The sequence below is a fragment of the Prevotella communis genome, assembly GCF_022024175.1.
Taxonomy (GTDB): Bacteria; Bacteroidota; Bacteroidia; order Bacteroidales; family Bacteroidaceae; genus Prevotella; species Prevotella communis.
This window is the reverse complement of the sequence record NZ_CP091794.1, coordinates 2,520,145-2,540,091: the sequence shown is the minus strand read 5'-3', so window position 1 is coordinate 2,540,091 and position 19,947 is coordinate 2,520,145. Positions and strand designations below refer to the sequence as shown.

Below are 19,947 nucleotides of genomic sequence, written 5' to 3'. Positions count from 1 at the left end.
CGCGCTCGGCATCCCAACGGGTGACGCTTGCTACCAACGGGACGCAAGAAGGTACTTGCGCTCGGAAATGAAAAGAAATGCTGGCATTCCTTTTGCATTTCGCTCGCTTATTCGTACCTTTGCATGCAAATAACTAACGAAACGAGATATGGCAAAAAGAGAATGGAAAGAGATTAAGAAATTCGAGGAGATTCTCTTCGAAGAGTATAACGGCATTGCGAAGATTACGATAAACCGTCCGCGCTACCGTAATGCGTTTACACCAAAGACAACGCTGGAGCTGAGTCAGGCGTTCGCACAGTGCAGGGAGCTGCAGCGCATCCGCGTGGTGTTGCTCACGGGTGCGATGAGTGAGGTGCCCGAGGGAAAGACGCTGGGCGACGTGAAGCACGCGTTCTGCAGTGGTGGCGATATGCATGTGAAGGGTCGTGGTGGCTATATCGATGATGAGGGTGTGCCCCGCCTGAGTGTGCTGGATGTGCAGATGCAGATTCGCAGACTGCCCAAGCCTGTAATCGCCATGGTGAATGGTTATGCCATCGGTGGTGGTCATGTGCTGCATCTGGTGTGCGACCTGACAATAGCGTCGGAGAATGCTATCTTCGGACAGACGGGTCCGAAGGTGGGCTCGTTTGATGCTGGATTCGGCTCTTCTTACTTGGCTCGTATCGTGGGGCAGAAGAAGGCGCGCGAAATTTGGTTCATGTGTCGTCAGTATTCGGCTAAGGAGGCCGAGGAGATGGGTATGGTGAACAAGGTGGTACCCATCGAACAACTTGAAGATGAGTGCGTTAGTTGGGCCGAGACGATGATGGAGCGTTCGCCCATCGCCCTGCGAATGATTAAGGCCGGACTGAATGCAGAGCTGGACGGACAGGCTGGTATCCAGCAGTTGGCTGGCGACTGCACCATGCTGTATTACTTCCTGGACGAGGCACAGGAGGGCGGCAAAGCGTTCCTGGAGAAACGTAAACCTGATTTCGATAAATATCCTAAGATACCATGAAAATAGATATTGAGGAGCGGGTGCTCCATTTCAAGCAGCCGGCAGGAACCAGTCGCGGGGTATATACGGAGCGACGGATATGGTTGGTGTCTATTTCCGATGGAAGAACCATCGGACGCGGTGAGTGTGCACCGCTGCTCGATTTGAGTTGCGACGCCATGGAGCCTGCAGTATATAATAAGGTGCTGAGGGGCTTCTGTGACCAGGTGGAGCAGACGGGCGAGATACCCTATGAGGAGATGCGCGACTATCCATCAATGCTCTTCGGACTGGAAACGGCGATGAAAGAAGTAAGAAGTAGAAAGGCAGACGGCAGAGGTGTGCTCTTCGATACCCCTTTTGCCCGCGGTGAACAGGGCATCACGATCAACGGACTGGTGTGGATGGGAAACCACGAGGAGATGTTGCAGCGCATGGAGGAGAAGCTGAAACTGGGCTTCCGTTGCGTGAAACTGAAAGTGGGGGCTATCGACTTTGACCAGGAACTGGATCTGGTGAAGCGTATCCGCGAGCGGTTCTCGTATCATGAGGTGGAACTGCGACTGGATGCCAATGGCGGGTTCCGTCCTGACGAGGCACTCTATAAGCTGGAACTGCTGTCGCAATATGCCATCCACAGCATCGAACAGCCTATCAAGCAGAAGCAGTGGGCGATGATGGCTGAGCTCTGCAGAGAGTCGCCACTTCCCATTGCCCTTGATGAGGAACTGATAGGTATCAGCGACCCGGATGCGAAGCGTCAGATGCTGCGTATCATCAAACCGCGCTATATTGTCCTGAAGCCATCGCTTCACGGCGGTATGATGGGGTGCAGGGAATGGATAGAGATAGCCAAGGACGAGGGCATCGGCTCATGGATCACGTCGGCACTGGAGAGTAACATCGGGTTGAACGCTATCGCACAGTTCTGCAGTGAGGTGTATGGCGAGAATATCAAGATGCCGCAGGGGCTGGGTACTGGTCAGCTCTTCACGGATAATATACCGATGCCATTGGAAATACGTGGGGATAAACTATGGATCTCGAAGAATTCTTAGCCGAATGGCACAGCGGGAGCCCAACGGTGCTGGTACATACCAGTGGGTCGACGGGTAAGCCAAAGCCGATGTATGTGGAGAAACGACGTATGGAGGCTTCGGCTCGTATCACATGTCAGTTCCTGGGACTGAAACAGGGGGATACGGCACTGCTGTGTATGTCGCTCGACTATATCGCCGGTAAGATGATGGTGGTGAGGGCGCAGACCTGGGGGCTGAGGCTCCTCTCTGTTGCGCCCAGTGGCCATCCGCTGAGTGCGGTGACGGAACCCGTGGATTTTGCGGCGATGGTGCCGATGCAGGTGTATAACACGTTGCAGGTGCCTGAGGAGCGGGAGAAGCTGATGGCCGTGAAACACCTGATTATCGGTGGCGGTGCTGTAGACGATGCGCTGGCTAGGGAACTGGCAGGTTTCCCCAACCACGTATGGAGCACGTACGGGATGACGGAGACGCTGTCGCATATTGCACTGAGACGATTGAACGGTGCTGAGGCCAGCGACTGGTACACACCTTTCGAGGGCGTCAGTCTGTCGCAGACGGATGAGGGCTGCCTGGTGATTGATGCGCCTGCCGTGCACGACGGTCCGCTGGTGACCAACGATATCGTGGAGCTGTCGGACAAGGGCTTCCGTATCCTGGGACGCAAGGATAACGTGATATGTTCGGGCGGTATCAAGATACAGACAGAGGAGGTGGAGCGAATGCTGAAGCCACATCTGCCGGCGCCGTTTATGATTACGAAACGGCCTGACAGGAAATTCGGTGAACAAGTGGTATTGCTCACCGAATCAACGGATATGGATCGTGTCAGGGAAATCTGTCAGCAGGTGCTGCCTAAATTCTGGCAACCACGTAGCTACGCGCATATTGACGCCTTGCCGATGACGGAGACGGGAAAGCCGGCACGCAAGGAGGCGGAGGGATATGCATTAAACATTAAAGATTAAACATTAAAGATTAGCCTTCGCGGTAGAAGTCCAGGGCTTCCTCAATCTCTTCTTTTGTGGCTGTCTGATTGATGCGGATGTCACCGATGCCGCCCAGCAAGGTGAAATTGATGTCACGACCGGTGTTCTTCTTGTCGTGGGTCATCAGTTCCAGCAGGGTGGGGTAGTCATCGCAGGTGATAGGCATGCGTCCGTAGTGCTCGAAGATGAAACGGGTCATCTGGCGCATCTTCTCTACAGGGAAACCGGTCTTGGCCACGCTCAGGTACAGTTCGCATACCAGGCCCCATGCTACGGCATAGCCGTGGAGTACGGGCTGGCGCTGGAGTGCCAGTGACTCGAAGGCATGGCCTACGGTATGGCCCAGGTTCAGGGCTTTGCGGATACCCTTCTCCGTGGGGTCTTCCATCACGATGCGCTCTTTCACCTTGACGCTCTTTGCCACTAGCAACCCCAAAGCCTTGAGGTCGGGCTTGTCGATGTCGAAATTCATCAGTTCGGCCCAGTGCTCTTCCGTGGAGATAAGACCGTGTTTCAGCATCTCGGCATAGCCGGAAAGGATATTCTCCTCGTCCATGGTCTTGAGGAATGCCGTATCCAATATCACGCAGTTGGCATTATTGAATACGCCAATCTCGTTTTTCAGTCCACCGAAATTAAAGCCCGTCTTGCCGCCAACAGAGGCATCGACCATGGAGAGCAGGGTGGTGGGGATATTGATAATGGAAATGCCGCGCTTGAAAGTCGAGGCAGCAAAAGCACCCAGGTCGGTCACCATGCCACCACCCAGGTTGATGAGCAGTGAATGGCGGGTGGCTCCCATACGCTGGAGCTCGCTCCATACGTGGGTCACAGACTCCAGGGTCTTGTTGGTGTCGCCGGCAGGAATCGTTATTTCCTGGGCTCCCCTGATACATTCGTAATCCTGGACCACGGGCAGGCAAAGCCGATGGGTGGTCTCGTCGGTGAGTATAAATATACGGTCTGCCTTACATTCTGCTATTTCTGTGGCGAGCACCTGTTCCAATTGCTCGCTGATAATGACTTTCTGCTTCTCCATATCGTTGCAAAAGTAAGGGAAATTGTTTAATCTGCAAAATTTTTTGCCGATTGTTTGAAAAAAAAGTGTAACTTTGCACGCAAATATTACGAATTATTACTATATCAATAACGAAAAAAGAATGAAAATGACAAAATTATGGGGCGTTTGCCTGATGGCTTGCATGGCTCTGAATGCGAATGCCCAACAGTCGTGGACAGCCGATAATGGCAACGGCACATTTACGAATCCTTTGTTTTATGATGAGTTTTCTGACCCGGATATCATCCGTGTGGGTGATGACTACTATCTGGCTGGTACCACCATGCATACGGTGCCGGGCCTGGTTATCCTGCACTCCAAGGACTTGGTGAACTGGGAGAACGTGAGCTACTGCTTCGACCGTTTTGACTTCACCGATGATAAGTTCTCGCTGAAGAATCATCAGGAGATTTACGGGCAGGGTATCTGGGCACCTGCTATCCGTTATGCCAACGGACAGTTCTATGTGTTCTCGAACATCAACGGCAAGGGGCTGCAGTGCTACACGGCAAAGGATATCCGCGGTCCCTGGACGCACCATAATATGCAGGGTAATATCTATGACCTCAGTGTGCTCTTCGATGATGACGGCAAGATTTATGCCATTCATAAGTATGGTGAGGTGCACTGCACGGAACTGAAGCCTGACATGAGTGGTCCCGTGGAGGGTTCTGACCGTGTGATTATCCCTGAAGGTAATGGCGTGGGTGAAGGTCATCACATGTATAAGATAAACGGTATGTATTACCTGATATCTACCGACTATTCACCCAACGGGCGCACGCTCTGCTCACGCTCTAAGAGTATCTGGGGACCGTACGAGACGCGTGTGATCAGTGCCGATGAGACTTATGGCTACAGTGGCGTAGGCCGTACTGTGGTGCCCCGTGGTACGAAATACCGTATCGGTGAGGACGGGACGAAGTTTGGCGTGAGTCCTGCCAGTCCTGATGCCACGGGTTGTGATAATGCCCATCAGGGTGGTATCGTGCAGGCCAAGAACGGTTCGTGGTGGGCACTGCTGATGCAGGACTTCCACTCTATCGGTCGTACGGTGTGTCTGATGCCGATAACATGGGAAGACGGCTGGCCTATGATTGGTCTGAAGGGTAATCTGGGTCGTGCTCCCCGTACATGGTATAAGCCCGATACTGTGGAGGGATGCTATGGTATCGGCGAGGAGGCTCAGCCTATCCGTGCTCCCTATGACAGGAATGAGAACTTCAATGGAAAACAGTTGGGACGCGTGTGGCAGTGGAACCATAATCCCGATGACAAGATGTGGAGCCTGAAGGGTGGCCGACTGCGTATTCAGTCGCAGCCTGCCGAACAGCTGATGTGGGCACGCAACACGCTGACACAGCGTGTGATAGGTCCTAAGAGTATCGCTACCGTAGAGCTTTATGTGAAGGGCATGAAGGATGGCGACGTGGCCGGTCTGGGTAATATCAATATCCCCTGCTCATGGATTGGTGTCATGAAGCAGCAGGGACAGCCTCTCATGCTGCGTGCCTTCGACCAGACAGCCTCAGACTCTCCCTCTACCCCCGACATTATCCTGCCTGCCATTCCTCGTGACGGTAAGATATGGCTTCGCTGCATCGGCGACTATGACAACAACCAGATGCAGTATGCCTATTCTACTGATGGCAAGGAGTTTAAGACGCTGGGTCGCATGATGCCGCTGACCTATCAGCTGATCACGTTCCAGGGCTCTCGTCATGCACTGTTCTCTTTCAATGTGAATGGACAGAGGGGTGGCTATGCCGAGTTTGATAACTTCACCGTGGAAGAGCCTATGGCCGACCGCTCAAAGAATATTCCCTATGGCAAGACCATCCGTATCATCAACAAGGCTACCAACCGTCCGGCTATTGCCTTGAAACACGGTATGCTGTATGATACCCATGCGGGCGATAAGAGCGACTTGACGAAGTTTAAGGTGATTGACCGCAATCTGGGTCGCGTAGCCTTGCAGTGTGCTGACGGACGCTATGTGAAGGTCTATGGCGACGGTCTGCCCGGCGATGTGCGTTTCACTACCGATCCGAAGGAGGCAGAGATGTTCCTGTGGCAGGATTACCTGGATCATGACTTCATGCTTCTGTCGCTGACGAATCATAAATATCTGGGAAAAAGTCCTACAACAGGCAGTCCTTACAGCATGGACTTCGCAGGTCCGGATCCGGCTCGAAGGAATGGTTCTGTGTTGCGTTGGGAGGAAGAATGACTAGAAAAATGAAAAAAGAAGGGAAAATATTTTGCTAATTCGCTGAATTTGTGTACCTTTGCAGCCGATTTGCTTAAAATAGCTTAATGAAACCTGACAAAAAACAGAACCAATACCGCGTCAACGAACAGATTCGTGTACGAGAGGTCCGCATAGTAGGCGAGAGCGGATCCACGGTGATGCCTACTAGAGAAGCGCTTGATATGGCACGTCAGCAGGGTGTAGACCTTGTTGAGATTTCGCCCAATGCTAATCCTCCTGTGTGTCGTCTCATTGACTATTCTAAGTTCCTCTACCAACAGAAGAAGCGTGCTAAGGAGATGAAAGCCAAGCAGGTGAAGGTGGAGGTGAAGGAAATCCGTTTCGGACCTCAGACCGATGAGCATGACTATCAGTTTAAGCTGAAGCACGCCAGGGAATTCCTCGAGGAAGGTAATAAGGTACGAGCATACGTATTCTTCCGCGGCCGAAGCATCCTGTTCAAGGAGCAAGGTGAGGTGCTGTTGCTGCGTTTTGCCAACGATCTGGAGGAAGTAGGTAAGGTAGAGTCAATGCCAAGCCTCGAAGGAAAGAAGATGTTCCTCTATCTGGCTCCTAAGAAAGCCGGCGTAGCCAAGAAGAGTCAGCAGGCTCGCGACCGTGAGAATGCTGAGGCTGAGCTGAAAGAGGCTCAGAGACAGCAGGCTGCAGAGATTGACGCAGAGGCTCCTGCAAACGGAGGCCTGTTTGCCAACGCAAAAATCAGTGCTGATGCGCTGAAGAAGTTGACAGAGACAGAGGATTAATTATCCATTCTCAATTGTCAATTATCAATTAGAAAGAAAGGGTGGCGCGCCCGGTATATGCGTAGCTGCCGATTATTAATAACAATTTTAAAATTAAAAAACAATGCCAAAAGTAAAGACAAATTCCGGTGCTAAGAAGAGATTCTCATTCACTGGTACAGGTAAGGTTAAGAGACATCACGCTTACCACAGTCACATTCTGACTAAGAAGACCAAGAAACAGAAGCGTAACTTGGTAGGTTCAACAATCGTTGATCAGACCAACATGAAGCAGGTTCGTGACCTGTTGTGTCTCCGCTAATTAACCCTATTGTCTAACATTTAAAGTAAAGAAACTATGCCAAGATCAGTAAATCACGTTGCATCACGTGCAAAACGTAAGAGAATCCTGAAACTTACTCGCGGTTACTTCGGTGCCCGCAAGAATGTTTGGACAGTAGCGAAGAACACCTGGGAGAAGGGTCTGACCTACGCTTATCGCGATCGTCGTAATAAGAAGCGCAACTTCCGCGCACTGTGGATCCAGCGTATCAACGCTGCCGCTCGCCTGGAGGGTATGAGCTATTCTAAGCTGATGGGTGCTCTGTCAAAGGCTGGTATCGAGATCAACCGTAAGGTGCTCGCTGACCTCGCCCTGAACAACCCCGAGGCTTTCAAGGCTATCGTTGCAAAGGTGAAGTAAATTGCATTTGAAGCAAGAAAAAAGATAACCGCCGGCATTGCCGACGGTTATTTTTTTTATTCCTAAGTGTATTGGCTTGTCTGTCTTAAGCGGTAGAGAAACCGCTGAGGCCGTTTAGAACGGCCACCAGCTCTTCTTTTTCTTGGAGTGCCTGTCTTCGTAGGCGTCCATCCTGTAATGGCTTACCTCCTCGTCGATAATATCGTTCCACGTCTTGTGTCTGGATATCATACGATAGATGGTGCCCCAGTCGGGGAGACCGCCAAGATTGCGGTCGTCAATCCATACGTCGGCCTTCAGCTTACGTGAGAAATGCTGGTTGTTTTCTGTGCTTTCCTCAGGGTAGTCGCGATTGACGGCGTAGAACTCCACGCCACGCTCCTTACACCAGTTAACAGCGTCTTCCAATAGCTTGCCCTCGCGAACCGACCACAGAATGACTCTGTGGTGGTCCTTGATGAGCATCTTCAGTGTGTCAATGGCAAAGGGAATCTCCTTGCCAATCTCAGGATATCTGTGCTCGACGATGGTACCGTCAAAATCAACAGCAATAATCATATTTACTTCTTACTTATTTCTTGATAGAGTTATCGTCCTTGTTGCCGTAATGGCTCTCGTTGTAGTTGCCATAGTTGCCATAGCTTCCGTATGAACTGCCGTAGCCGTAGCGTCCGTAGCGGCCATAGCCATAACCGTATGCATAGCGTCCGTACTTACCATACTTACCATAGCCGTAGTAGTAGCCGTACTTCTTCTTTGACATGTCGATACCGTTGATGACAAGGCACATGTTAGGCAACTTCTCTTCCTTCTTCAGGGTGTTGATCATGCCGAAGCTTGACTTTGGTGTGTAGTCGGCACGGCAAACGTATACGGTGACGTCTGCATAATGGCCAATCTGGAAGGTATCGGTTACCAGACCAACAGGTGCGGTATCGAGGATGATATAGTCGTACTGTTTGCGGAGCATATCCATGATCTGTCTCATGTTGTCGCGTGCCAGCAACTCTGTGGGGTTTGGAGGCGTAGGACCAGCCAGCAACAGGTCAAGGTTGGCATTGACGCCTGATGATCTGATCTGTGACTTCAGGTCTTCTTCGTCAATCTTGTCCTTCACAAGCAGTGAGGTGATACCGATGGTACGGTCCTTGATGTCAAACAGGCGGCCCAGGGCTGGCTTACGGATATCGAGACCAAGCAGAATGGTCTTCTTTCCGAGCAGTGCGAAACTGACGGCCAGGTTGGCTGCGTTGAAGGTCTTACCCTCACCAGAGGTTGACGAGGTGAACAGGATAGCCTTGTCGTTCTCCTTCATCAGGAACTGGATATTCGTACGCATGCTACGGAATATCTCGTCGGTCTGGTTGTTCTTGTTCTCGTGTACCACGATACCTGCAGCTGTCTTTGCATCCTCATTGGCAATAGCCACGTCGGCCACGATGGGAATGTCTGTCAGGCGCATCACGTCCTCATGACCTTCAATCTTATAGCGCAGGAACTGCAACAGGTAGGTGATGAGCAGAGGAAGGGCCAAGCCTAATACGATTGCAACAAGAAGAATGATGGCATCCTTAGGACTTACCTTGCCACCGAAAGCGGGTTCGTCGATAAGGCGGCCTTTGTCTGCAGTAGCAGCCAGTGAGATAGAATTCTCCTCACGCTTCTGGAGCAACATCAGGTAAAGGCCTGACATCACATCCTGCTGACGGCCAATCTCGGTCAGGATACGCTCCTGCTCAGGTGCATTGACAATCTTCGTCTGGTATTCGTTGTATTGCTTCTCGACGCCCTGACGAGCAATGTCGGCTGTGCGACGTGCCTGTCGGAGGGCTTCCTTGATACTCTCACCCAGTTCATCCAGTAATTTAGTCAAGGGCTCTACCTTTGGCGAAATCCCTGATGCAGAAGCCAGCAGATGGTTGCGGTCTAATACGGTCTTGTTGTACTGTGAGATAAGCGCATTGGATGCCGCATCCTCCATACCAACATTAGAGGGGATGATCTGGTATTTGTTGTTGGGGTTCTGGACATACTTGCTCAGATCGTCCAGAATCATAATCTGTGTATTAGCCTTTGACAGTTCGCCATAATACTGGTTAACCTGTGTCATGGTCTGCGTAGCATCCAGTCTCATCTGCACCAGATTGTTGTTGCGCTTGTAGACCTCCAGTTTGCTTTCCGTAGTACCCAACTCCTCGGAAATCTTCTCAAGACGGGAATTGATGAATTCCTCAGTCTTGTAGGCAATCTCGTTCTTGTCGGCATTGGCCTGACGGTTATAGACAACAGCCAGGTGCTTCAGGTAGTCCAGGGCACGCTCTGCGCTTTGGTCTCTGATGGTCAACTGTGCTATAGAGGTCTGCTTGGAGGTAGGCGCAATGTTGATGATCTTGGCGTATGAAGCAGCCATGCTCTTGGGTGATCTCACGGTGACAATCCAGGATGTGGTCTTTTCTTCAGCCTCTTTTGCTTCTCCCTTCATGGCTCTCTTGGCGCGTTTGCTTAACTGCTCCAACTCCAGGTTCTCTGTAAAGGTCAGTGTACCGTAAGGTGTCTCAACGCTGGCGGGCAGTGACTTGAACGAGCCTTCGAATTTGGCTTCCTTGAGTCCCTGAACCTTGTAGGTCTTGCCTTCTTTGATAAGACGGAAGCTGAATGCTCTCTTCAATGTGTTGTCAAGATCATCCAAATCGTCAGTCGGCATGTCCACGTTGATAGGCTGGTTCTTATATACCAATGGGTTAGTAATACGGCCTTCAGTGCGGTATTCTACATAAAGGTGGAGGTCCTTGACGACTTCAAGGGCCAGAATGCGTGATTTCAGAATCTCAATCTCATTGTCGATACCTGCTGAGTTGGTGATGAAACCGAGGTCTTGCATGTTGGCCAGCATCTGGCCGTTGCTGCGTCGGTTGTTTGTCTCATCCTTAATCAGCATTTTTGCGGATACTTCATATACAGCAGGCTGATAGCGCAGGTAGAGGTATGCGCCGGCAATAAAGATGATGAGTGACACCAAAAACCATTGCCAGTTTAATACCAGCAGGGTAAAGATAGTCTTAATGTCAAATGAAGACTCTTCTTCTTGTAGTCCGTTTTCTAAAGGTGATTCAATGGTTTTATTTTCTTCCATTTCTTTTACCGATTATATTATATGTATACTAGGTTATTGATATTTAATTCTGTGCCAATTGGAGCAAATACTGTCCATAGCCGTTCTTTATCATAGGCTGGGCCAGTTTCTTGAGCTGCTCCTTATTGATCCATCCGCGCTTGTAGGCAATCTCTTCCAGACAGGCAACTTTCAGTCCCTGTCGCTTCTCGATGACCTCGATAAACGTGCTGGCTTCAGCCAGGGAGTCGTGTGTACCGGTATCCAGCCATGCGAATCCGCGCTGCAGTGTCTGTACCTTCAGTTTCTTCTGGGCCAGGTACTCCTGGTTCACTGTGGTGATTTCCAGTTCTCCGCGTGCGCTGGGCTTGATGTTCTGTGCAATATCAACCACGCTGTTGGGGTAGAAATACAAACCAACAACGGCGTAGTTTGACTTAGGATGCTCAGGCTTCTCTTCAATGCTCAGGCAGTTGCCTTCTTTGTCGAATTCTGCAACACCATAGCGCTCGGGGTCGTTGACATAGTAGCCAAAGACAGTAGCGAGGCCGTTCTTCTCTGCATTTTCAACACTCTGGCGAAGCAGACCGCTGAAACCTGAACCATAGAAGATGTTGTCACCGAGGACAAGACAGACACAGTCGTCTCCAATAAACTCCTTACCGATGATGAAAGCCTGTGCCAAACCGTCGGGAGATGGTTGCTCGGCATATTCGAAATGTACGCCAATCTCGCTGCCGTCGCCAAGAAGCCGGCGGAAACCGGGAAGGTCGTGCGGTGTCGAAATGATTAGAATATCGCGTATCCCAGCTAGCATAAGTGCTGATATGGGATAGTAAATCATCGGTTTGTCAAAAATTGGAATCAGTTGTTTGCTGATGCCTTTTGTGATGGGGTAGAGGCGTGTTCCACTTCCACCTGCTAATACAATTCCTTTCATAAATATAACGTTATACGGCTGCAAAGGTAAGCATTTTTTTCTTCATAAGCATCTTTTTGCTAGGAAAAATACGACTTTGTCGATAAAAAAGTGTAACTTTGCAGCCGATTTAAGACTTAATTATGGGAATATTTTCAAATCTTTTCGGTCGCAAGTCGGCCGATACCGAACAAAAAGTGGGTGGCATGGAGGATTTTATGACCCTTATCCGAGTATATTTTCAGGCTGTGATCGCCTCAGATCTTGGTATCACTAATCTGAATGCACTGCCCGATTTGCGCGTGTTTAAAGTGACTTTGCGTGTACCAACACAAGGTGGAAAACTTGGACTTGGTGAAAAGGCACGTTGTAAGAAAATGTTGAAGGAACTCTATGAGATGGATGATGACTTCTTTAAGGAGATTGACCAGAGTATCCGTCACCGCTGTAAGAAGATTCAGGATGTGCAGACTTATCTGCTGCAGTTCCAGACTTATGTACAGGATGTGATGATGCTGTCTGGTAACCTGATGAAGTTCAAGCTTCGTCTTCCCAGTTTCTTTAAGGGTGCAATCCGTACTGCAACGGAAAAGACCGTTCATGACATCTTTACGAAGAATGACTACAAGGATGCCAGCGTACTGAAAACGGTGGTCTCTGTACGTGAGCTCGACAAGCGCCTCGGTTTCTCTGAGAAATGGACTACCGACTTCGTTTATCGTGTAGTGATGCTTGCAAAGAAGGAAAAGCAGCCTCAAACTGACGCTAAATAATTAATAAATATTAAATATCTTTCAAAATGGTAGGCAAATTAACTAATTTTGTCTACTTTTGTGGGATAAAAGAGTAGTTATGGCCCAGAATGAAAAAGTTTTAGCCAACTTCCAAACCCGCATGCGGCAGATGATTCTTCGGTTCCAGGAACTGAAGAAGGAAAATGCCGACCTTTATGCAATGGTTGAGGATGGAGAGCAGCGTGTCAAGCAGCTCGAGGAGAAACTGGCTCAGCAGGAGCGTGACTACCAGTCGCTGAAGATGGCCCGCATGATGGAAATCACTGATGGTGACTTGGATGGCGCTAAGGAGCGTGTTGCCAAGTTGATTAGGGATGTGAATAAATGTATTGCCGTATTGAGCGACGAGAACGAGTAACTGACGAGAAGAAAATGGCAGAGGGAAACAAACTCAATATAACGTTGCACGTCTATGACGAAGACATTCCAATGGTACTTCATAATCGTGAAGACGAGGAGTACTATCGTGCAGCAGCCAAACTCATCACCGAGCGCTATGGAGCCTATGCACAGGTTTACAAAGGGCGCAAGAGTGATCATACTATCGCGTTGATGACACTCATCGAGATTGCATTGCGCTATGAAAAGGAGTTGGGCAAAAATGATACAGCACCTTATGATAATATTCTCGCTCAGTTGACTTCGGAAGTTGAAGAAGCGTTGAAAAGTGAAAAGTAATGATGTGCTTTCGCTTGGAGAGAGAATATTAACAATCTAAATATATATGTATTATAATTAACTATGGTGGATTTAATTTTTGTGGTATTAATAGCCGTAGCAACCTTCATTATTGGAGGATTGTGCGGATATTTTGTTTTCCTTAAGGTCCTCAAGGGAAAATACAACACGATGGTCGATTCGGCTAATAAGGAGGCTGAGGTCATCAAAGAGAAAAAGCTGTTGGAAGTTAAGGAGAAGTTCCTCAACAAAAAGAGTGAGCTCGAGAAAGAGGTACAGCAGCGTAACCAGCACATCCAGCAGAGTGAGAATCGCCTGAAACAACGTGAGATTTCACTGAACCAACGCCAGGAGGAGCTGGGACGTCGTAAGAACGATCTTGACAACCAGCAGCAGCGCATTGACAATGAGAAAAAGGCATTGGCATTGAAGCAGGATGAACTGGGTAAGATGCAGCAGAAAGAGCGCGAGAAGCTGGAGGAACTCTCTGGACTGAGCGCAGAGGAAGCTAAGAACCGCCTGGTAGAGGCCATGAAGGACGAGGCCCGTACCGATGCTGCAGCTTATGTGAATGAGATTATGGACGAGGCCAAGCTGAATGCGAATGCACAGGCAAAGAAAATTGTGATTCAGACCATCCAGCGAGTAGCTACTGAAACCGCCATTGAGAACAGTGTATCTGTATTCCATATTGATAATGATGACGTAAAAGGCCGTGTGATTGGTCGTGAGGGTAGAAATATCCGTGCACTGGAGGCCGCCTGTGGTGTAGAAATCGTTGTTGACGATACACCTGAGGCTATCGTTATCAGTGGTTTTGACCCCGTTCGTCGTGAGGTATGTCGTCTGGCTCTCCATCAGTTGGTTAGCGATGGCCGTATCCACCCCGCTCGTATTGAAGAGGTTGTGGCAAAGGTTAAGAAACAGCTTGACAACGAGATTATTGAGACTGGTAAGCGTACAGCTATCGACTTGGGTATCCACGGCCTGCATCCTGAACTGGTACGTATCATCGGTAAGATGAAGTATCGCTCAAGTTATGGACAGAACCTGTTGCAGCATGCACGTGAGACCGCAAACCTCTGTGCTGTGATGGCTTCAGAGCTTGGCTTGAATCCCAAGAAGGCAAAGCGTGCCGGTTTGCTCCACGATATTGGTAAGGTGCCCGATGAGGAGAGTGAGATGCCTCACGCACTGTATGGCGCTAAGATTGCCGAGAAATACAAGGAGAAACCCGATATCTGCAATGCTATTGGTGCTCACCACGATGAGATGGAGATGCAGACACTGCTGGCTCCTATCGTTCAGGTTTGCGATGCTATCAGTGGTGCTCGTCCTGGTGCACGTCGTGAGATCGTAGAGGCTTACATCAAGCGTCTGAATGATCTTGAGGCTATTGCCATGAGCTATCCTGGCGTTACCAAGACCTACGCTATTCAGGCTGGTCGTGAGCTTCGTGTGATTGTCGGTGCAGACAAGATGGATGATGCCGAGACAGAGGCACTGAGCGGCGAGATTGCTACAAAGATTCAGAATGAGATGACCTATCCCGGTCAGGTGAAGATTACCGTGATTCGCGAGACAAGATCTGTAGCTTACGCTAAGTAAGGGAATAGGGATAAACTAAAAGTGAAAAATTTGCTACCGCGCGCCTGCTTTCAGGACAGCGGTAGCAAATTTTTTACTTTTCACTTTTACTTTTTACCTTTATTTCGCTTCTTCCATATCACCTTCGATATAGAGTCGGGTCATTTCTGTGACGCCGTTGGTGCGTACGGTGATAGACTTCTTGAAGTGTCCGGGGAACTTACCTGTGCCATTGTAGGTTACTGTAATCTCACCCTTTTCACCTGGCTGGATGGGTTTCTTGGTGTATTCGGGCACCGTGCATCCGCAAGAAGCAATAGCTTGGTTAATTACTAACGGCGTCTCGCCGATGTTCTGGAAGGCAAAGGTGCAAGTGACGATAGGATCCTTCTCCGAGAATTTTCCGAAGTTGTGGGTTAGCTTGTCAAACTTGATCTCAGCCTTCTTCTGTGCCATTGCGAAAGTCATTCCGCAAATGAGCATCATCGTGATAAGCAATACTTTTTTCATAAGTCGATCGTCTTTAGTTATTTATTTGACGTTGTTCTTCTGTAATAGTTTAAAATATTCCGTAGCGCCCAACAGGAAACAGCCAGTGCCGTAATCCTCGAAGTCGGGAACCTTGGTGTAACTCAGGGGCTGACCGGCAGAGGGGTCTTTGCCTGTGCCCTGCATCCAGCCCAGGAAACCGTCCTGATGAACTGCATCGCGTACCATAGCCGTCCAGGCTTTGTCGCACACAGGACTATAGACCTTTGCTTTCAGGTAGCCTTTCTGAATGCCCCATGCCATGCCATAGAGGAACAGGGCCGTACCACTTGTCTCAGGCATCTCGTAGTTGGTTGATACCAAACTGGGATTCCAGAAACCATCCTCACGCTGACATTTGCGCAGACCCTCACTCATCAGGAGAAAGTCCTTCTTCAGTTCTTTGTATTCTTTTGACTTCTCGGGCAGCAGGTTCATGCAACGCACCAGCGCGGCATATACCCAACCGTTACCACGGCTCCAGTAGCAGTCCTTGTCGTCGGGCTCCTTGTAGGGAGGTACGTAGTCGGCATCACGCCACCACAGTCCGTCTTTCACATTAAACAGTCCACCGCCACATTCATTCCTGCTCCAGCGGTACATCTTCATACCGTGGTCCAGGTATTTCTTGTAGCCGGTCTCTTTATACATCTGCACATACAGTGGCATTGCCATCTGGATGGCGTCAATCCATGTCCACCAGCCATAGAGACTCTGATTCTTCTTGTTGGCCGTATGCATCTGGTAGTCAAGGTTCTCGCGGATATTCCTTATCTGCTCTTCCTTGTCCTTATTGCTGTAGGGCAACAGCTCTATGTAGGTCTGTCCACAGCATTGGTCGTCGGCATCACATGTATTCATGCCGTTTCTGGGGCTCCATTTGTGGAAATCGGCCCATGTCATTGCATAGTCTATGTAACGCTGCTGTGGGTCTATCTGTTGCAAGGCCATGAGTCCTTCGTAATAGACGGCACGCGTCCACAGATTAGACGGTCTTACCTTCTTGACGTTGGTGGGCAATGTCGGGTCGGCATACTTTGCCATGAAGTAGTCATTGGCCTTACGTGCTACGCTCAGCACGTCGTTGGCTGTTGTTTGTGCCATGGCTCCCAGTGTCATAATGGTAGCCAGCATCATTGTAGATAGTCTTTTCATTGTAGTCTTTTTGTCTCGTTTTTGGGTGCAAAGATACGAATAAGTGTGAGAAAAAACAAATAAATTATGAAAAGAAAACAAATTTCTTTTTGCATTTCGCTATCTTATTCGTACCTTTGCATCCCGAAAGTAAAAACATAATATATAAGATGTATAGGACTAAGACTTGTGGTGAGTTAAGACTCACCGATGCCGGCAATGAGGTGAAGCTCGCCGGATGGGTTCAGCGCACACGTAAGATGGGTGGTATGACCTTCGTTGACCTGCGCGACCGTTATGGAATCACACAGTTGGTGTTTGACGAGTCAAAGGATGCAGCTCTTTGTGAGCGTGCCAATAAACTGGGTCGTGAATTCTGTATCCAGGTGGTTGGTGTCGTGAGCGAGCGTCAGTCAAAGAACCCCAAGATGCCTACGGGTGATATTGAGATACTGGCTTCTGAGTTGAACGTGTTGAGCGAGAGCCTGACACCTCCGTTTACGATTGAAGACCAGACCGATGGTGGTGATGATATCCGCATGAAGTACCGCTATCTGGACTTGCGTCGTTCTGCTGTACGTAAGAACTTGGAATTGCGTCACAAGATGACCATCCTGATCCGTAACTTCCTTGATGCACAGAACTTCATTGAGGTTGAGACACCTATCCTGATTGGTTCTACTCCTGAAGGTGCCCGCGACTTCGTGGTGCCCAGTCGTATGAATCCTGGTCAGTTCTATGCATTGCCTCAGAGTCCTCAGACCTTGAAGCAGTTGCTGATGGTTTCCGGCTTCGACCGTTATTTCCAGATTGCCAAGTGTTTCCGTGATGAGGATTTACGTGCTGACCGTCAGCCTGAGTTTACGCAGATTGACTGTGAGATGTCTTTCGTAGAGCAGGAGGATGTGCTTCAGATTTTCGAGGATTTGGCCCGTCATCTCTTCAAGGAGATTCGTGGCATCGAGTTGCCTGCCCTGCAGCGCATGACCTGGCATGAGGCAATGCGTCGTTTCGGTTCTGACAAGCCCGACCTCCGTTTCGGTATGGAGTTCGTGGAGTTGATGGACGTTCTGAAGGGTACAGGTTCTTTCCCCGTGTTCAACGAAGCTAACTATATCGGTGGTATCTGTGTACCTGGTGCTGCTGATTATACCCGTAAGCAGCTCGACCAACTGACTGAGTTCGTGAAGCGTCCTCAGGTAGGTGCAAAGGGCTTGGTTTATGTGAAGTTCAATGCTGATGGCACTGTGAAGTCATCTATAGATAAGTTCTATGAGCCTGAGGTATGGCAGAAGGTGAAAGAGGCTATGGGCGCCAAGGATGGCGACCTCGTGCTGATTCTCTCTGGCGATAATGCCAACAAGACTCGCGTACAGCTCTGCACACTGCGTCTGGAGATGGGTGATCGTCTGGGGCTGCGTGACAAGGATAAGTTTGTGTGCTTGTGGATTGTTGACTTCCCCCTGTTCGAGTGGAGTGACGAGGAGCAGCGCCTGATGGCTACCCACCATCCGTTTACGATGCCTAACCCCGATGATATCCCCTTGCTCGATACCGATCCTGCCAAGGTGCGTGCCGTGGCTTACGACTTCGTATGTAATGGCGTAGAGGTAGGCGGTGGCTCACTGCGTATCCATGATGGCAAGCTGCAGGAGAAAATGTTCCAGATTCTGGGCTTCACGCCTGAGCGTGCCATGGCTCAGTTCGGCTTCCTCATTAATGCCTTTAAGTACGGTGCACCTCCTCATGCAGGTCTGGCCTTCGGTCTTGATCGCTTCGTGTCGTTGATGGCTGGCCTCGATAGTATTCGTGACTGTATTGCCTTCCCGAAGAATAATTCCGGACGCGACGTGATGCTTGATGCTCCAGGCGAACTCGACCCCAAACAGTTGGAGGAACTTCAGCTTAAAGTTGACCTGAGTCAAGAATAGTTAACATATTGCTAGAAACTTCGGTGTTTTAGTTAGTTTTCTTAACAAAAAGGCTTAATTTTGCTGTCGAATTGACAAATCAAATTCACAAAGACTTAATTTTATAACTATTATGGCAGAAAAAAAAGCTACTACAAAGAAGGCTGCTGAAACGAAGGAAGCTAAGGCTCCCGCAGCTAAGAAGGCAACTGCAACAAAGAAGGCCGCAGTAAAGGCTGAAGTTACAGCTGTTAACGCTGAGAACATTGGTTTCAAGGCAGGAGATGTTTATCAGGCTCTGGCAGCAGCGCAGAAGGCACTCAATGTAAAGGAGATTGCCAAGGCTGCAAAGATTACAGAAGAAGAGACTCTGCTCGGTCTCGGTTGGTTGTTCAAGGAGGGTAAGCTCCTGAGCACAGATGACAACAAGATTGTTCTGGCCTAAGAGACGGGCAAACGAAACAATAAGAAAAGGTCGGTAAGCACTGTATTACCGACCTTTTTTAGTGAAAATGACATACGAACAACAGATATTGCATATATTGTCAGAAGTAGGTGAGCGTGGCATCAGTGTGTCATTGCTGGCAAAACATGTGTATAACCTTAACTGCACTTTGTTTTCCCAGCCCGACCTTCAGGAGGTAAAGCAGTTTGTGCAGCAATACCTGTTGAAAAATTCAAAATCTTCCCTCTCATTGATTGAAAGTACCGGCCGTCGTGGCTATTACCGGCTGAATACCCAGAATAATGCCGATGCCCGTCAGCTGATGCTTGAATTTCGTGAGGAAGAGATAGAAATGGAGGAAGTTGAGGAAGAGAAGCCCAAACAGGATCTCTCACTCAGTCTGTTTGACTAGGATTAGTCGTCTCCCGTATTTATTTTCTTGATGATTCTTGCTGGAACACCACCCACAACGGTGTTCGTTGGAACGTCTGCCGTTACCACGGCACCTGCTGCAACTACTGCGTGTTGACCTATCGTGACACCTGGCAGGATAACGGCGTTGGCGCCAATCCAAACATCATCCTCTATCGTGACAGGATTTGTTGAGATGCCTTGCTCGTCGATACGTCTTGTCGTGTCACTGAAATTATGGTTCAGTGCTGTCACCGTGATACCTTGTGCCAGGTTAACGTGACTGCCAATAGTCACGGGACCGATAATCGTGTTGTGGATACCTATACGGGTATGGTCGCCAATGATGACATCACCTACGGCGTTGTTGATGCATGAATACGACTCAACCACGCTGTTCTGACCAAGTGAAAAAAGTCTGTAGGGTGGGGTGTCCATCCGTACGGACCAGTATATTTTTGAACCGCGTCCACGTTCTTGATAGAGAGGAGCCAACAGGCGGATGTACCATCGTGGTCTTGCGTCACGCTGGTTCATTATCAGATAGTCAATCCATCGCTTCAGTCGCGGATTGGCTTTCAGATTCTGTCTGATGTCCTCTTTCTTCTTCGTAACCATAGGATGATTTGATGCAAAAATACGTAGAATATTCGAGAAT

The 19,947-nt window shown here is 49.4% G+C and carries 21 protein-coding genes; 14 read left to right on the top strand and 7 right to left on the bottom strand.

The window, feature by feature from the left end; genetic code table 11:
• Positions 1-148 precede the first annotated feature (148 nt).
• Genes menB through L6466_RS10365 form a run of 3 tightly spaced genes read left to right on the top strand, consistent with a single transcriptional unit; the run spans position 149 to position 2,993 of the window.
• The gene (gene menB, locus L6466_RS10375; RefSeq protein WP_237812926.1) at positions 149-1,006 is read left to right on the top strand and encodes a 1,4-dihydroxy-2-naphthoyl-CoA synthase; all 858 of its coding nucleotides are present in this window, start codon (positions 149-151) and stop codon (positions 1,004-1,006) included.
• Positions 1,003-2,043, top strand: coding sequence for an o-succinylbenzoate synthase (locus L6466_RS10370; protein WP_237812925.1), 1,041 nt, complete (start codon positions 1,003-1,005; stop codon positions 2,041-2,043). The genes menB and L6466_RS10370 overlap by 4 nt, the downstream gene beginning before the upstream one ends.
• Positions 2,022-2,993 (top strand): AMP-binding protein, encoded by a 972-nt coding sequence (locus L6466_RS10365; protein WP_237812924.1) that lies wholly within the window; start codon positions 2,022-2,024, stop codon positions 2,991-2,993. Before L6466_RS10370 ends, L6466_RS10365 begins: the two co-directional genes overlap by 22 nt.
• Before the next feature lie 10 nt (positions 2,994-3,003).
• Here L6466_RS10365 and aroB read toward each other — a convergent pair whose 3' ends face one another.
• A complete protein-coding gene (gene aroB, locus L6466_RS10360; RefSeq protein WP_237812923.1) occupies positions 3,004-4,053 on the bottom strand; it encodes a 3-dehydroquinate synthase in 1,050 nt (349 codons plus the stop codon).
• Between the two features lie 127 nt (positions 4,054-4,180).
• Here aroB and L6466_RS10355 point away from each other — a divergent pair, with 127 nt between their 5' ends.
• From L6466_RS10355 to rplT, 4 genes are all read left to right on the top strand, one after another.
• Positions 4,181-6,304, top strand: a complete 2,124-nt coding sequence (locus L6466_RS10355; protein WP_237813109.1) for a family 43 glycosylhydrolase — start codon at positions 4,181-4,183, stop codon at positions 6,302-6,304.
• Positions 6,305-6,390: 86 nt separating this feature from the next.
• A complete protein-coding gene (gene infC, locus L6466_RS10350; RefSeq protein ID WP_237795462.1) occupies positions 6,391-7,089 on the top strand; it encodes a translation initiation factor IF-3 in 699 nt (232 codons plus the stop codon).
• A 103-nt stretch (positions 7,090-7,192) separates the two neighbouring features.
• On the top strand, positions 7,193-7,390 hold the full coding sequence (gene rpmI, locus L6466_RS10345) for a 50S ribosomal protein L35 (protein ID WP_091816336.1): 198 nt from the start codon (positions 7,193-7,195) through the stop codon (positions 7,388-7,390).
• Between the two features lie 36 nt (positions 7,391-7,426).
• Positions 7,427-7,771 carry a 50S ribosomal protein L20 gene (gene rplT / locus L6466_RS10340; RefSeq protein WP_091816332.1) on the top strand — a complete coding sequence of 115 codons (345 nt, stop codon included), beginning with the start codon at positions 7,427-7,429 and terminating at the stop codon, positions 7,769-7,771.
• 114 nt (positions 7,772-7,885) lie between these two features.
• Here the strand turns inward: rplT and L6466_RS10335 are convergent, their stop codons facing one another.
• From L6466_RS10335 to rfbA, 3 genes are read right to left on the bottom strand one after another with little or no spacing between them, the layout of a single operon-like run.
• Positions 7,886-8,329 (bottom strand): BT0820 family HAD-type phosphatase, encoded by a 444-nt coding sequence (locus L6466_RS10335; RefSeq protein WP_091816330.1) that lies wholly within the window; start codon positions 8,327-8,329, stop codon positions 7,886-7,888.
• Between the two features lie 13 nt (positions 8,330-8,342).
• Complete coding sequence (locus tag L6466_RS10330; protein ID WP_237795469.1) at positions 8,343-10,904, bottom strand: GumC family protein; 2,562 nt, start codon at positions 10,902-10,904, stop codon at positions 8,343-8,345.
• A gap of 43 nt (positions 10,905-10,947) precedes the next feature.
• A complete protein-coding gene (rfbA, locus tag L6466_RS10325; RefSeq protein ID WP_237795476.1) occupies positions 10,948-11,823 on the bottom strand; it encodes a glucose-1-phosphate thymidylyltransferase RfbA in 876 nt (291 codons plus the stop codon).
• A 122-nt stretch (positions 11,824-11,945) separates the two neighbouring features.
• Between rfbA and L6466_RS10320 the strand changes: the two genes are divergently transcribed.
• From L6466_RS10320 to rny, 4 genes are all read left to right on the top strand, one after another.
• Positions 11,946-12,575 (top strand): DUF8491 family protein, encoded by a 630-nt coding sequence (locus L6466_RS10320; protein WP_237795478.1) that lies wholly within the window; start codon positions 11,946-11,948, stop codon positions 12,573-12,575.
• Positions 12,576-12,654: 79 nt separating this feature from the next.
• Entirely contained in the window at positions 12,655-12,954 is a 300-nt protein-coding gene (locus tag L6466_RS10315; RefSeq protein WP_091816319.1) for a hypothetical protein, read from the top strand.
• 14 nt (positions 12,955-12,968) lie between these two features.
• Positions 12,969-13,274, top strand: a complete 306-nt coding sequence (locus tag L6466_RS10310; RefSeq protein ID WP_091816316.1) for a cell division protein ZapA — start codon at positions 12,969-12,971, stop codon at positions 13,272-13,274.
• A gap of 63 nt (positions 13,275-13,337) precedes the next feature.
• Positions 13,338-14,882, top strand: coding sequence for a ribonuclease Y (rny, locus tag L6466_RS10305; RefSeq protein ID WP_091816312.1), 1,545 nt, complete (start codon positions 13,338-13,340; stop codon positions 14,880-14,882).
• Between the two features lie 99 nt (positions 14,883-14,981).
• Here rny and L6466_RS10300 read toward each other — a convergent pair whose 3' ends face one another.
• Complete coding sequence (locus L6466_RS10300; RefSeq protein WP_091816308.1) at positions 14,982-15,371, bottom strand: DUF1573 domain-containing protein; 390 nt, start codon at positions 15,369-15,371, stop codon at positions 14,982-14,984.
• 21 nt (positions 15,372-15,392) lie between these two features.
• Positions 15,393-16,544 carry a glycoside hydrolase family 88/105 protein gene (locus tag L6466_RS10295; protein ID WP_237795480.1) on the bottom strand — a complete coding sequence of 384 codons (1,152 nt, stop codon included), beginning with the start codon at positions 16,542-16,544 and terminating at the stop codon, positions 15,393-15,395.
• Positions 16,545-16,693: 149 nt separating this feature from the next.
• Here L6466_RS10295 and aspS point away from each other — a divergent pair, with 149 nt between their 5' ends.
• From aspS to L6466_RS10280, 3 genes are all read left to right on the top strand, one after another.
• Positions 16,694-18,454, top strand: coding sequence for an aspartate--tRNA ligase (gene aspS, locus L6466_RS10290; RefSeq protein WP_237795482.1), 1,761 nt, complete (start codon positions 16,694-16,696; stop codon positions 18,452-18,454).
• Between the two features lie 112 nt (positions 18,455-18,566).
• The gene (locus L6466_RS10285; protein ID WP_091816301.1) at positions 18,567-18,878 is read left to right on the top strand and encodes a winged helix-turn-helix domain-containing protein; all 312 of its coding nucleotides are present in this window, start codon (positions 18,567-18,569) and stop codon (positions 18,876-18,878) included.
• Positions 18,879-18,945: 67 nt separating this feature from the next.
• On the top strand, positions 18,946-19,290 hold the full coding sequence (locus tag L6466_RS10280) for a hypothetical protein (protein WP_091816298.1): 345 nt from the start codon (positions 18,946-18,948) through the stop codon (positions 19,288-19,290).
• Positions 19,291-19,292: 2 nt separating this feature from the next.
• Here L6466_RS10280 and L6466_RS10275 read toward each other — a convergent pair whose 3' ends face one another.
• Positions 19,293-19,907 (bottom strand): acyltransferase, encoded by a 615-nt coding sequence (locus L6466_RS10275; protein WP_237795484.1) that lies wholly within the window; start codon positions 19,905-19,907, stop codon positions 19,293-19,295.
• Positions 19,908-19,947 lie beyond the last annotated feature (40 nt).

What these genes read in the sequence shown, in the direction of transcription:
- menB (WP_237812926.1), top strand. Translation starts at nt 149, where the DNA reads ATGGCAAAAAGAGAATGGAAAGAGATTAAGAAATTCGAGGAGATTCTC.
- L6466_RS10370 (WP_237812925.1), top strand. Translation starts at nt 1,003, where the DNA reads ATGAAAATAGATATTGAGGAGCGGGTGCTCCATTTCAAGCAGCCGGCA.
- L6466_RS10365 (WP_237812924.1), top strand. Translation starts at nt 2,022, where the DNA reads ATGGATCTCGAAGAATTCTTAGCCGAATGGCACAGCGGGAGCCCAACG.
- aroB (WP_237812923.1), bottom strand. Translation starts at nt 4,053, where the DNA reads ATGGAGAAGCAGAAAGTCATTATCAGCGAGCAATTGGAACAGGTGCTC.
- L6466_RS10355 (WP_237813109.1), top strand. Translation starts at nt 4,181, where the DNA reads ATGACAAAATTATGGGGCGTTTGCCTGATGGCTTGCATGGCTCTGAAT.
- infC (WP_237795462.1), top strand. Translation starts at nt 6,391, where the DNA reads ATGAAACCTGACAAAAAACAGAACCAATACCGCGTCAACGAACAGATT.
- rpmI (WP_091816336.1), top strand. Translation starts at nt 7,193, where the DNA reads ATGCCAAAAGTAAAGACAAATTCCGGTGCTAAGAAGAGATTCTCATTC.
- rplT (WP_091816332.1), top strand. Translation starts at nt 7,427, where the DNA reads ATGCCAAGATCAGTAAATCACGTTGCATCACGTGCAAAACGTAAGAGA.
- L6466_RS10335 (WP_091816330.1), bottom strand. Translation starts at nt 8,329, where the DNA reads ATGATTATTGCTGTTGATTTTGACGGTACCATCGTCGAGCACAGATAT.
- L6466_RS10330 (WP_237795469.1), bottom strand. Translation starts at nt 10,904, where the DNA reads ATGGAAGAAAATAAAACCATTGAATCACCTTTAGAAAACGGACTACAA.
- rfbA (WP_237795476.1), bottom strand. Translation starts at nt 11,823, where the DNA reads ATGAAAGGAATTGTATTAGCAGGTGGAAGTGGAACACGCCTCTACCCC.
- L6466_RS10320 (WP_237795478.1), top strand. Translation starts at nt 11,946, where the DNA reads ATGGGAATATTTTCAAATCTTTTCGGTCGCAAGTCGGCCGATACCGAA.
- L6466_RS10315 (WP_091816319.1), top strand. Translation starts at nt 12,655, where the DNA reads ATGGCCCAGAATGAAAAAGTTTTAGCCAACTTCCAAACCCGCATGCGG.
- L6466_RS10310 (WP_091816316.1), top strand. Translation starts at nt 12,969, where the DNA reads ATGGCAGAGGGAAACAAACTCAATATAACGTTGCACGTCTATGACGAA.
- rny (WP_091816312.1), top strand. Translation starts at nt 13,338, where the DNA reads ATGGTGGATTTAATTTTTGTGGTATTAATAGCCGTAGCAACCTTCATT.
- L6466_RS10300 (WP_091816308.1), bottom strand. Translation starts at nt 15,371, where the DNA reads ATGAAAAAAGTATTGCTTATCACGATGATGCTCATTTGCGGAATGACT.
- L6466_RS10295 (WP_237795480.1), bottom strand. Translation starts at nt 16,544, where the DNA reads ATGAAAAGACTATCTACAATGATGCTGGCTACCATTATGACACTGGGA.
- aspS (WP_237795482.1), top strand. Translation starts at nt 16,694, where the DNA reads ATGTATAGGACTAAGACTTGTGGTGAGTTAAGACTCACCGATGCCGGC.
- L6466_RS10285 (WP_091816301.1), top strand. Translation starts at nt 18,567, where the DNA reads ATGGCAGAAAAAAAAGCTACTACAAAGAAGGCTGCTGAAACGAAGGAA.
- L6466_RS10280 (WP_091816298.1), top strand. Translation starts at nt 18,946, where the DNA reads ATGACATACGAACAACAGATATTGCATATATTGTCAGAAGTAGGTGAG.
- L6466_RS10275 (WP_237795484.1), bottom strand. Translation starts at nt 19,907, where the DNA reads ATGGTTACGAAGAAGAAAGAGGACATCAGACAGAATCTGAAAGCCAAT.